Origin of the sequence: Methanobrevibacter curvatus (assembly GCF_001639295.1) — an archaeon.
GTDB classification, from domain to species: Archaea; Methanobacteriota; Methanobacteria; order Methanobacteriales; family Methanobacteriaceae; genus Methanoflexus; species Methanoflexus curvatus.
Map to the genome: position 1 here is coordinate 1 of NZ_LWMV01000191.1, position 11,710 is coordinate 11,710.

General features: G+C 26.0%; 11 protein-coding genes. 8 read left to right on the forward strand and 3 right to left on the reverse strand.

The genetic code is table 11. The features are described from left to right. Nucleotides 1-174: 174 nt before the first annotated feature. From MBCUR_RS07235 to MBCUR_RS07260, 6 genes are all read left to right on the forward strand, one after another. On the forward strand, nt 175-606 hold the full coding sequence (locus MBCUR_RS07235) for a universal stress protein (RefSeq protein ID WP_067092070.1): 432 nt from the start codon (nt 175-177) through the stop codon (nt 604-606). Nucleotides 607-759: 153 nt separating this feature from the next. Next, nucleotides 760-1,602: a CBS domain-containing protein gene (locus tag MBCUR_RS07240; protein ID WP_067092073.1), complete on the forward strand. Its 843-nt coding sequence runs from the start codon at nt 760-762 to the stop codon at nt 1,600-1,602. Between the two features lie 274 nt (nt 1,603-1,876). Then, entirely contained in the window at nt 1,877-2,197 is a 321-nt protein-coding gene (locus tag MBCUR_RS07245; RefSeq protein WP_067092075.1) for a hypothetical protein, read from the forward strand. 216 nt (nt 2,198-2,413) lie between these two features. Further along, complete coding sequence (locus tag MBCUR_RS07250) at nt 2,414-3,298, forward strand: putative glycoside hydrolase (protein ID WP_084269610.1); 885 nt, start codon at nt 2,414-2,416, stop codon at nt 3,296-3,298. A gap of 103 nt (nt 3,299-3,401) precedes the next feature. Then, entirely contained in the window at nt 3,402-4,589 is a 1,188-nt protein-coding gene (locus MBCUR_RS07255) for an Nre family DNA repair protein (RefSeq protein ID WP_067092078.1), read from the forward strand. A gap of 127 nt (nt 4,590-4,716) precedes the next feature. Continuing rightward, on the forward strand, nt 4,717-5,706 hold the full coding sequence (locus MBCUR_RS07260) for a DegT/DnrJ/EryC1/StrS family aminotransferase (protein ID WP_067092079.1): 990 nt from the start codon (nt 4,717-4,719) through the stop codon (nt 5,704-5,706). A gap of 344 nt (nt 5,707-6,050) precedes the next feature. Here MBCUR_RS07260 and MBCUR_RS07265 read toward each other — a convergent pair whose 3' ends face one another. From MBCUR_RS07265 to MBCUR_RS07275, 3 genes are read right to left on the reverse strand one after another with little or no spacing between them, the layout of a single operon-like run. Then, nucleotides 6,051-6,929, reverse strand: a complete 879-nt coding sequence (locus MBCUR_RS07265; RefSeq protein ID WP_067092081.1) for a ZIP family metal transporter — start codon at nt 6,927-6,929, stop codon at nt 6,051-6,053. Nucleotides 6,930-6,957: 28 nt separating this feature from the next. Next, nucleotides 6,958-7,458, reverse strand: coding sequence for a KEOPS complex subunit Cgi121 (gene cgi121 / locus MBCUR_RS07270; protein WP_067092083.1), 501 nt, complete (start codon nt 7,456-7,458; stop codon nt 6,958-6,960). 45 nt (nt 7,459-7,503) lie between these two features. Continuing rightward, nucleotides 7,504-8,979: a (R)-citramalate synthase gene (locus tag MBCUR_RS07275; protein WP_067092085.1), complete on the reverse strand. Its 1,476-nt coding sequence runs from the start codon at nt 8,977-8,979 to the stop codon at nt 7,504-7,506. A 797-nt stretch (nt 8,980-9,776) separates the two neighbouring features. Between MBCUR_RS07275 and MBCUR_RS07280 the strand changes: the two genes are divergently transcribed. Further along, entirely contained in the window at nt 9,777-10,103 is a 327-nt protein-coding gene (locus MBCUR_RS07280) for a hypothetical protein (protein ID WP_067092087.1), read from the forward strand. A gap of 194 nt (nt 10,104-10,297) precedes the next feature. Continuing rightward, complete coding sequence (locus MBCUR_RS10400; RefSeq protein ID WP_067092088.1) at nt 10,298-11,692, forward strand: PLP-dependent aminotransferase family protein; 1,395 nt, start codon at nt 10,298-10,300, stop codon at nt 11,690-11,692. Nucleotides 11,693-11,710: the final 18 nt, after the last annotated feature.

Here is an 11,710-nt window from a genome sequence, read left to right on the forward strand (position 1 = left end):
ATTAAATAAATTAATCATAAAATAAATTAATAATTATATTTTATAGATAATAATATTATAGTTTTATAGATAATAATTATTTTTTATAAATAATAAGTGTATTTAAGATAGTAATTGTTTTTCAATTAGAAATTATATTAATCTTAGTTTTATTTTAAAAATTCAAGTGTTAAAATGTATAAAAAAATATTGTTTACTACCGATGGATCAAGTTATGCCGAAAAAGCAGCAGAGCATGCAAAATTTTTAGCAAAATCTAGTGGGGCAGAATTAATTGCTTTAAGTGTAATTGAAATCAACTTTTATATCGGAATCCCTGAAGATGATTCTGTTAAAAATTTAAAGAATATTTTAAGGAAAAAAGCTGAAGCTGTCCTAGAGGATTTTGAAAAATCTGTTAACAGTGATGGAAATGAAGTTAAAGTAACAAAAATCATTTCTGAAGGTTCTCCTGCAGCTAATATTTTAGATACAATAGTTACTGAGGAAATTGATGTTGCAGTTATTGGAAGCTCTGGCAAAACGGGATTATCAAGATTCATTATAGGGAGTGTTGCTGAAAAAGTAATTAAATCTGCATCTTGTTCAGTTTTAGTTGTCCATTAATAATATTCTTTAATTCATGTTTTTAAGTTTTTTATTCCATAATTTATTCCATAATTTATTCCATAATTTATTTTATTAGTTTATTTTATAATTTTACAAGTTGTTTAGATTGTATTATATTCATATTGATTTATTTACTTTACTGGTGTAAAAATGATAATAAAAGATATAATGACTGAAAAAATAGCTTATGTTTCAGTCCCTGGAAATCGTGATAAAGCTTTGGAGCTTATGATTAGTGAAAATGTTTCAGGATTGCCTGTTGTTAAAGAAGGTACCAAAACATTAATAGGAATTGTAACAAGATCAGATTTAATTCAAAATCCTGATGAAGAACAATTAGCACTTATAATGTCAAGAGATTTAGTTACAACTACTTTAAATGAAGATATTAAAGATGTTGCTAAAAAAATGTTAAAAGCAAATGTTAGAAGAGTTCCTGTTTTAGAAAATGATGAATTAATTGGAATTGTAACAGCTTCAGATTTTGTTTCAGAAGCTATTGCTGATATGGAGATTAAAGAACCTGTTGAAAGTTATATGATTAGAACTATCCCAACAACTTGGGAAAAAACTCCTTTAAATGTAGCATTTGAAATAATGAAATTTTTTAACTTAAAATGTGTTGTTTCATTAAATGATCAAGGTCAACTAAGTGGAATAATAACAGAAACCGATTTTATTAAAGAAAGTGAGGTTATTTCAGAAACAAGTGTCCATAGCTCTACTGTAGGAACTGAAGGAGATAAATGGTCTTGGGACAGTACTTCTGTTTTATATGTGGAAAAAAACCACCTTAAATTTTTTGACAAGCAAGTTCTTGATGTTGCTACTCAGAACATTTCTACAGCAAATAGTAAAACTTCTGTAACTGATTGTGCTAAAAGGATGAGAGACAATAAAATTGAACAAATTCCTGTTACTGGTGTAGAAGGAGAGTTAATAGGTATTATTCGTGCAAATGACTTAATTAAAGCTCTTATTAATGAAAAGTAACTAATTTATCTTATTTTATTAGTTTTTTATTTATTTTTAATTATTTACTTTTTTTAACTAGCTTTTTTAACTAATTTTTTTAAGTAGTTTTTTTTTCATTGTTTTTCTTTTTCCTTTATATTATTTTAAATAATTTTTTTTAATTGTTTATTTTTTTTATTATTTAATCTTTTTATTATTTATTTTTTTAATTTTTAAGTGTTTATTCATTTTTTTTATTAAAAAAATATTTTTTTAATTTTTCCAACTATAATTAGTTTAATACAACGATAAAATGAGTTTAAAAAATAAAAATACTGGACGGAAGTTTCAAAGAGGACATGAAATAATTATAAATTGGCCAAATGACAAAGATGTTTATGCAGATAATGGAGAAATAGCTGATATAAAACGTCCATGTGTTCGTTGTGGAGAAATGCCATCTCCTGAAGGGTATGATAATTGTATTGGTTATGTTGAATGTGCTCAGTATGTTTGTTGTGGTCATGGAAAAGAAGCCGGTGTCATAATGCTTAAAAATGGAAGAAATCTTATTTTAATAGATGACGAAAAAGATAAAAGAGTTAAAAAAATTCATGTAGAATATGATGAATAAATATATATATTCTGTATTTTTTGTTATTTTAGGCTATTTTAAACTAATTTAAGCTATATTAAACTAATTTAAGCTATTTTAAGCTATTTTATTTTAAGTAATTTAATTATTTTAAAACTACTTAAGCTATTTTAAGCTAATTTTAATCTATTGGCATTGCAGTTAATTTGTTTTATTTGCTTATTTGTTTTATTTTTTTAAAAGTTTTTTGATAAAATGAAGGAATTAAATAGAAACCATATAATTATTTTTATAGTTTTATTGCTAATAATATCTTCTACCGTGTTACTTTTTGCCCTTTATAATAAAGATCATATTAGGAATGCTGTTTGGATCAATGGAAGAAACATGGAAAGTGTAGACTTTAATCAACTTTCTAAAAATGGAGTGCAAAATATATTTCTAAATTCAAATGCAGTTGATTTGTATGGAGAGAAAAAAGTTGCTAAATGGGTAAAAGAAGCTAATGAACATGGAATAAAAGTTCATATTTGGGTTAAATGCTTTTACAATAGAAAGTGGATAAATCCTATAGATAGCAAAACTAAAGATTTTAATTATCCTTTTTTTAAGAAAAAAGTCGCTGAAATTGAGTGGTATACACACATTCCAGGAATATCTGGAATACATTTAGATTATGTTCGCTATCCTGGTGATGCATATAAATATGGGTACTCTGATGATATTACTCCATCTAAAGCAATTACAAAATTTGTTGAAATGGCTAGTAAACCTGTTAAAGATAAAGATTTAACTCTCTCAATTGCAGTAATGCCTGAAAAAGAAGATAAAAGAAATTATGGTCAAGACATTAAAGCAATTTCATATTATGTTGATGTTATAGTTCCTATGATTTATATGGGTAACTATAAGGCTGGTCCTAAATGGGTCAATGAGACAACTGATTATTTTAAATCTAATGCTGGCTTTGCTAATCTATGTATAGGTATACAGACATATGAGAGTGATTCAAATCTCACTCCAATTCCAAAAGATAAATTAAGACAAATTTGTCAAGGAGCATTGGATAGTGGGGCAGATGGCGTTGCATTGTTTAGTTATGGATTAATTGACTGGTTTAATTTAAAAACATTGATTTGATTTAATGATTAATTTTTTTGTTATATGATTTTTTTATTTTGTTTTTTGGATATCTTTTAAATTTATTTAGAATTTTTTGAAATTTCAAAGGGATATTGGTTTCATGATTAAATCGAAAAATGCTTACTTGAAAAAGTTAACTGATAAAGTTAAGATGAAATCGATTAAAGTAGGGAAGAATTTAGATGGCAGTACACCACCTTCAGTTTTTATTGGGAGATGGAGTTATCCTAAGGTTTATGCGGGTCCAATGATGGTAGGGGAGCATGGGGATACAACTATTATGGATTCTCCTGAAAAATGGATTAATGAAAATAAAACACAGGAAGAAATCATTGATTACAGATTAAACCTTGTTAGAGGAAAACAATTAATATCTATAAATGATTTAGAAAATCCTTTTGTTGAAAAACTTCAAGAAATTTCACTTTCTTCTAAATCTATTGATAGTGAAGCTAAATTTGGAAAAATTCCACGAGGAATGCAGTTAAGTGAGGATAGCACCCCTCACGGTCCAAGTGCAGTTATTGAAAAGTTTGAAATAGACAATGTTCGTTGGGACAAACAATTAGAAAAGTCTTTTTATGACACTGACTTATTATCAAATGATGCTATAATGAACTTTCATGAAAAAAAGATTCCTTTCTCATCTATGCAAAAGGCTTTCTCTGTTGGAGCATTTGGATTAAAAAAAAACCGGAAGTTGGTTCCAACCCGATGGTCAATTACAGCTTGCGACAGCACAATAGCTAATAATCTCTTAAAAGAAGTTAGATACTACAATACTTTAGATACATATAGAATTTTTGAATTTAGTAGTTTAAAAAATTACTATGGTATAATTTTACTTCCAGGGCAGTGGCAGTATGAATGGATGGAAGCATTTATCCAAATTTTAGGCAAAGAAGAAATGATATTTTCAGATTATGAAACAAATACAGATAAAAAAGAGTATTCTTCAGTTGGGGGATGTTACTACACTTGTAAAATGGCTGTTTTAGATTATTTGGCTAAAAATCAACTTCAATCAGGAGTAATTGTTTTAAGGGAAGCATATGAAGGTTATGTTCCATTAGGGGTTTTTAATGTTAGAGAGAATATTCGTCATGCAATGAATAGCAAATATAAAGAGTTTGAAACATTAAAAGATTCTTTAAATTATCTTTCATCAAAACTTAAAATTCCTTTAAATAAGTATACAAAACAAAGTGATTTACTTAAAGAACTTCTTCAATACAAACAAACAACTTTAGATTCATATTTTAAAAAAGATAAAAAATATCAAGTTTAATTTATATTTTTAGAGATTTTAACTTGAATTTTATTTTTATTATTGATTTTTTGTATTATTTAAAATTTACTTATTATTTTATTATTTGCTTATTATTTTATTATTATTTTATTTTTTTGGTGATATGATGGATTTGTTCTATAAAAAACGTTCTAATGAATCTAAATTAGATCTTTTAGAAGTTATTGAATATGATGGGTTTAACTTTAATGAAAAAGAATATTTTAAATCAGCAGAAGATCATATTAGTTCTTTGACTGGACATAATCATGCTAAGTTGACTAACAGTGGAAATTCTGCAATTTTAATAGCTATGAACAATTTAAGTGGACCTATTTTTATCCCTGATCAGGGTGCATGGCATGGATTTAAACAAATAGCTAAATTTTTAAAAAAAGAAATAGTTTCTATTAAAACCAATCAAGGATTAATAAATTTAGATGATTTAGAGGATTCTTTCCATAAATATTCCTCAATTGTAAGTTATAGCTCTGGTTTTTTTTTAACAAGCTTTGCTGGATATACTGCCGAGCAGGATATTAAAGAAATAGCTAAAATTTGTGATGAAAATGAAGTAACATTGGTTGAAGATGTTTCTGGAGGTATAGGAGATGATAAAAAACATTTAGCCAATGGAAGATATTCTGATATTATTGTTTGCTCTTCGGGTTCTCCAAAAATTGTAAATTTTGGCTATGGTGGCTTTATTTCATCTAATGATGAAAATATTTTTTCTAATTCTAAACTTTTACTCAATACATTTAAAGTTTCTCCTATTATTGCAAGGGGAATAGACACAGAGCTAAACAATGCAAAAAAAAATTTCACTAAGGCAGTTACTGCAACTAGATACCTTAAAAAGTCTTTTAGCAATGTTATTCATCATGATAAAAGAGGAATAAATTTAATAGTTTCTAATGATAATCCAAATTATTTATTTAAGATTTTAAACGAAGATTTAAAGACTGTTGAAGGAAAATCTATTTTAACTAAATGCCCAAATTATAATCGTATTAAAGAAAAAGCTTTAGCTATTGAAATAAAAAATTTGGATGCTAACTCTCTGAACAAAGAAAATCTTGATGAAATAATTAATATTTGTGAAAATGTCTTTTAATTTGAGCTTACTTTTTTTTAAGTATATACTTATTTCCTCCCTTTTCATAGTTTATATTCATAACTAAATTTTCTTAAAACTAACTATGACTTGGCTGACAAACTAAACGACAAACTAAACCTTTCAAAAAATCATAAAAAAATCTTAAACAAAACTAAATACTAAAACTAAAAATATTATTTATTAAAAGAGGTTTAAAGCAATGAATTATTATAAAAAATAAAGTATAAAATAAGATACTTAACATATCAATTAATGAAATAAAAAAATAAAAAATTAATATTTTTTTTAAAAAATAAAAAAATTTTATCGTATCTTCTAGAAAAGTTTTAGTTTATTTTAACTTATAAATGGGATAAAATAAAAGATAATAAAAATCCTAATGCCATAAATAGTCCTGTAAATTCATGTGTTATTTTATAGCTTTCAGGAAGTAAAACATCGGCAATCATGGAAATTAATGCTCCAGCAGCCATTGCTAAGGCAAACGAGAGTATATGGTGATCTGTTTGGGAGAATATTATGTATCCTAACATTGCAGATATGCCTGTAATTATAGTGACAAATATCCAAACACTAAAAATAGATTTTTTTCTCCATCCACTTAGCTTCATGTTTTTTGTGCTTAATATTCCTTCAAAAGTATTTGAGATAAAAACCGCTGCTACCATGGCTAAACTTATTGGTCCACCTATAATCAATACTAAACCAATAGCTACTGATTCAGGAATACCATCTAATAATGCACCAGAAACAGTAACCATACTTTCTATTTGGTATTTATTAAAAGGTTTTTGGTATTTATGTATAAAAAATCCTTTAATTTTATTTTTAAACTTTTTTAAGCTTGAATTTTTCTTTTTATTATAATAAGCATTTTCATCATTATGATTATTTTTATAGTCAAAAGAATAATATTCAGAGTTTTTTAGTGGATTTTTGAAGTATTTTTTATTTAAATGATTTAAAGTATAATCCATAACTGTAAATGCTAGAACACCAATGATAAAACCAGTTATTGTTGGATAAAACCCTCCATATGAATATGATTCAAATATTAATTCAAAACATACTGCTGATGATAAAATACCCGCACTAACAGCTGTGATTGCAGCTACTATTTTTTCGGATATATTAAAATGATAGCCAATAATGGCACCTAAAATAAGTGCTATACTTCCCAGTACTCCCCAAAATCCTACAGTAATAAATGTTGGTATCATCATATCTTAAGTTTGCTGTTTATTTTTTTTATTGTTCTACAATTAATTGTGATGTTTTATCAATTAAAATATCTGTAATATTGTAGATTTTTAATTCTTCATTTGAAATATTATATATTTTTTTTAATTTATCATTATTTGGGTTTAGAACATCATCTTCTCTTTTAAATAGTTTTGATAATTCTTCAAGGTAGTAATCAGGACAACTAATTAAAACAGCAGCTATTTCCATATTTCCTTTCTTAAGTCCAAGTATTTCAAATGCTTTTGAAATTTGTCTCTGTGCTGATGCTCTTGTTAGGATTTCAATTCCTAAATTATTGGCTAAATTATTTTTTCGTTCAAAGGCATTTAAAGCATGGATTACGGCATGTTTTAGGTGAATTTTTCCAGATATTGCTTCTGCATTCATTAATTGAATAATACAGCCATCACAACAGCTATTTTTAATATTTTCGATGTCTTTAAGAGTTTCATTAATATCTTCTATTTCTCCTCTAAATCCTGCAATATCTACATTTGATAGTATATTTTCACCTTTGTTTTATAGTATTTTTTTTTAATTTTTCCATTTCTATTGGTTTTCTAGTAGCCTGTTTACTCCACTAAGGTATGCTTCTACACTTGCATTAATAATGTCTGGCTGAGTTCCTCTTGCAGATATTATTTTATCTTTAGATTTTAATTTCAAAATAACATCAATTAATGCATCTGTTCCTCCAGTAATCGCATCTACATGATATTCTTCTAATTTAACATCAGCAAAATCTTTTATTCCTTTTTTTACAGCATTGATTGCCGCATCAACAGGTCCAACACCAATTCCTGCTTCTAATATATCTTTGTCATCTATTTTAAGTTTTATTGAAGCTGTTGGAATTACTTTGTTTCCAGATACAATTGAAAGTTCTTCAAGTTTAATTCTTGTTTCAGTTTGTATATCTAAAATTTCCTCGGCTATTACCTCTAAATCAACATCACTAAGACATTTTCCTAAATCTCCAAGATATTTGATTTTTTTAAAGATTTCAACAAATTGATCATCGTTATAATTTAATTTTAAATCATCTAAACGCTTTTTCAATCCTTTTGAGCCAATATGCTTCCCTAAAACAAATTTTCTTTTCCTTCCTAATATTTCTGGAGTGATTGATTCATAAGTGGAAGCATTTTTTATTATGCCATCAGTATGAATTCCAGATTCATGTGCAAATGCATTTTCACCAACAATTGCTTTATTAGGTTGTAAATAAACACCAGTTAATCTTGCAACTAATTTGGAGCTTTCATAAAGCTTATCTATTTTAACATCTGTTTCATAATCAGTATACAAGCTATTTAATGAAAGAATTACCTCTTCAATAGCTGCATTTCCTGCCCTTTCACCAATTCCATTAATTGTTCCATGAAATTGTTTTGCACCAGCTCTAATTGCAGATAATGTATTTGAAACAGCCAATCCAAAGTCGTTATGGCAATGAACACTTAGAGGAACAGGTAGATCTTTCAGTTGACTGTAAAACTCATAAGATTTCTCTGGAGTCAAAATCCCAACTGTATCACATGCACAGATTCTTTGTGCTCCAACAGCTATTGTTTCTGTGAAAACTTTTTTTAAAAAGTCAATATCACTTCTTGTTCCATCTTCAGCAGATACTTCAACGATTAATCCATGATCAAGAGCATACTCTGTTGATTCAACAGCTTGAGATAGCAATTTTTCCCTTGTTGTGTTTAATTTTTCTTTAATATGTAAATCAGATGTTGGAACTACAAGGTGAACAGAACCTACATCACACTCAAGTGCCATATCAATATCTACTTTAACACTACGAGCAAAACTACAAATTTCAGCATTTAAACCTTCTTTACTTATTGCTTTTATAGATTCTCTCTCTCCTGCAGATGTAATAGCTGAACCTGCTTCAATAATATTCACACCAATTTCATCTAATTTACTAGCTATTCTAAGTTTTTCTGATTTGGTAAGTGAAACTCCAGGGGTTTGTTCTCCATCCCTTAATGTGGTATCTAAAACATTTATTTTCATCTAATACTCCATTTTTTTTTTAATTAAGCCATTATGCCACTATTTTAATTATTTTTAGAATTATCAAAAATTAATTTATTCAATGATAAGTAATGATATAGCTTTAACTTTTTAATATGATAAATAAATACATGCTTTTTTAATATATGTTATTATATATATCCATATATATTATTTTTGTATTAGCTTTTTTTTACCTTCGATTTTATTTTTTTTAAATATATCCAAAAACTTATATATGTTAAGACACTATATAATTTTGCAGAATTGTTAGGTAACCACCATACCACCCGCCTAACTTTTCTGCATTTTTTTTAATATTTTTAATACTCCTAACATTTTTAATATTTTTGTACTAGTTTTTCATTTTTTTTAATTATTTTATTACATTTTTCAATTATTTTATTACATTTTTTAATTATTTTATCACTACTTTTCAATTATTTTTTTATTTTTTGTAATTATCCAAATTAAAATAGTTATATTTATATAGTTTATTTAAAAAAATTTTATTGTTAAATAAATTTTTATTCTTAAAAATATTATTATTAATTTATTTATCACTTTATTTATTAACTTTATAATCAATTTATTAGCTTTTTAATGTTTAATTAATAAATTTAATTTAAATATAACAAACTATAAATCTAATTTAAATACAATAAATAATAAATCTAATTAAATATAACTTTAATTAAAATATTTCGCATGCTTTTAATTGAAAGTATTGTGGTTTATTGATATAGATGTTTATGGCTATGATATGGAGATATTAGTTCATATATATGGTGATTTTTATGAGTGAAATAGAAGAGCTTACAGAAAAAAAATATAAATCAAGAATCCGAAAGTTTAAAAAAGCTATTAAAAATGATGAAGAGAAAAGCAAATTTTTTATAGAATTAGCTGCTAGTGTTGAAATATTTTTACCAACTAAAAACCCTGAAGAAGAAGCCGATGGTATTAATTTTATTACTACCCCTGATGGAAAAGTCACTTTTGCAGAATATTATTATGAAAAAGAAGGGGAAGCACATCAAATAGAAATTACAGGTAAAGATTTAGACCTATTATTAGAGTTATTTGATGGTTTCAAACTACAGCTAGATGATGTATTAGAATAAATTTTTAGATTTAATTTGTTAATTTTTTTTATTTTAATATATTTTATATTTTTATTAGAATCTTTTTTTAATTTTTTTTAATATTATATTTTTTTTAATATTCTATCTTTTTTTAATTTTTTACCCTTTACTAAATTATGATTCTTTTTATTTTATATGATGTTTACATGTTTTTATTACTATAATCCGATAAAATGTTAATTAATAATCCACAAGATGAGCTTAAAAAGAGAACGAATAGCTTAAAAATTATTAAATCTATTTTTGAGAAATATGGTCGTGAAGGTTTAATAGATTTAACTGGATTATCTGGTGGTTTTAAGGTAAGTTTAGATGAAATTAGTCTTTTAGAAACTTATCTTGGTCCAGCTATTTTTGAAGAAAAATTAGAAATTTTGGCTAAATTACATCTTGGCGGAGAAAAAGTATTGGCTTTTAATAGAACAAGCTCAGGTATTTTAGCTACAGTAATGGCCTTATTTAATAATACTAATAACAATATTAATAGTAATACTAATAATAATATTAATAGTAATGCTAATAATAATATTAATAGTAATGCTAACAGCAATATTAATAGCAATATTAGTAGTAATGCTAACAGCAGTATTAATAGTAACATTAATAGAGATGTTAGCAATAATTCTATTGAGGAAAATAAATGGCTTGTTCATTATTCTGCTGAAAAACCAGGTCATCCAGCTATTGAAAGAAGTGTAAATCTTTGTGGTGGAAAATATATTGAATTTGATGATTTAGATGAATTTCATATTCCTAAAAATACTCTTCTTTTAGTCATTACTGGTTCAACAATGGATCACAAGATTATAGATGAAAAAATCTTTAAAAAATTAATTGAAATGGCACATGAGGAATCTATACCTGTTTTCGTTGATGATGCTTCCGGTGCGAGAATTAGAACTGCTATTTATAATCAAAAAGCTGCAATTGAACTTGGTGCCGATTTGGTTATTACAAGCACTGATAAATTGATGTCTGGACCTCGTGGAGGATTAATGAGTGGAAAAAAAGATTTAATAAATAAAATTAAGGTTAAATCAAACCAATTTGGTCTTGAAGCACAATCTTCAGCCATTCTGGCAATGATAAATGGCTTAAAGTCTTTTGACTCAAGTAAACTATTAGAATCTTTTGAAAAAAGGAATGACTTTTTGGATATTCTAAGAGCTAATTATCCCTTTTTTAAAGAAACTCCTACTGGTGTTTTAATCGATGAAACTCTTTTAAAATCTTTCTTATCTGATAATAATAATACTAATAACAGTAATAATAATAATAATAATAATAATAATAATAATTCATATAATTACTTTAATTTAAATGATTTTTCATTATCTGATTTGTCTTTTATTTTGTCTTTTATTTTACTTAAATCAGAAGGAATAATTACTATTCCTGCTGTGTCTATGCCTGGTGCATCATCTACTATTCGCTTTGATTTTGCATCTAATGATGCATTAGATTTAAACATGGAAGTTTTAGCCAGTAAATTTGAATCTGCTTTTGATAAATTTTTAAAAGTCATTAATTCTATTGAAAAGTCTAGATTAATTGTTTTTGGGCAATAATAAATTAATTGTTTTGGT

Excerpts from the sequence above, each read along its gene's own strand:
- MBCUR_RS07265 (WP_067092081.1), bottom strand. The coding sequence starts at position 6,929 with ATGATACCAACATTTATTACTGTAGGATTTTGGGGAGTACTGGGAAGT.
- MBCUR_RS07260 (WP_067092079.1), top strand. The coding sequence starts at position 4,717 with ATGGATTTGTTCTATAAAAAACGTTCTAATGAATCTAAATTAGATCTT.
- MBCUR_RS10400 (WP_067092088.1), top strand. The coding sequence starts at position 10,298 with ATGTTAATTAATAATCCACAAGATGAGCTTAAAAAGAGAACGAATAGC.
- MBCUR_RS07235 (WP_067092070.1), top strand. The coding sequence starts at position 175 with ATGTATAAAAAAATATTGTTTACTACCGATGGATCAAGTTATGCCGAA.
- MBCUR_RS07275 (WP_067092085.1), bottom strand. The coding sequence starts at position 8,979 with ATGAAAATAAATGTTTTAGATACCACATTAAGGGATGGAGAACAAACC.
- MBCUR_RS07255 (WP_067092078.1), top strand. The coding sequence starts at position 3,402 with ATGATTAAATCGAAAAATGCTTACTTGAAAAAGTTAACTGATAAAGTT.
- MBCUR_RS07280 (WP_067092087.1), top strand. The coding sequence starts at position 9,777 with ATGAGTGAAATAGAAGAGCTTACAGAAAAAAAATATAAATCAAGAATC.
- MBCUR_RS07240 (WP_067092073.1), top strand. The coding sequence starts at position 760 with ATGATAATAAAAGATATAATGACTGAAAAAATAGCTTATGTTTCAGTC.
- MBCUR_RS07245 (WP_067092075.1), top strand. The coding sequence starts at position 1,877 with ATGAGTTTAAAAAATAAAAATACTGGACGGAAGTTTCAAAGAGGACAT.
- MBCUR_RS07250 (WP_084269610.1), top strand. The coding sequence starts at position 2,414 with ATGAAGGAATTAAATAGAAACCATATAATTATTTTTATAGTTTTATTG.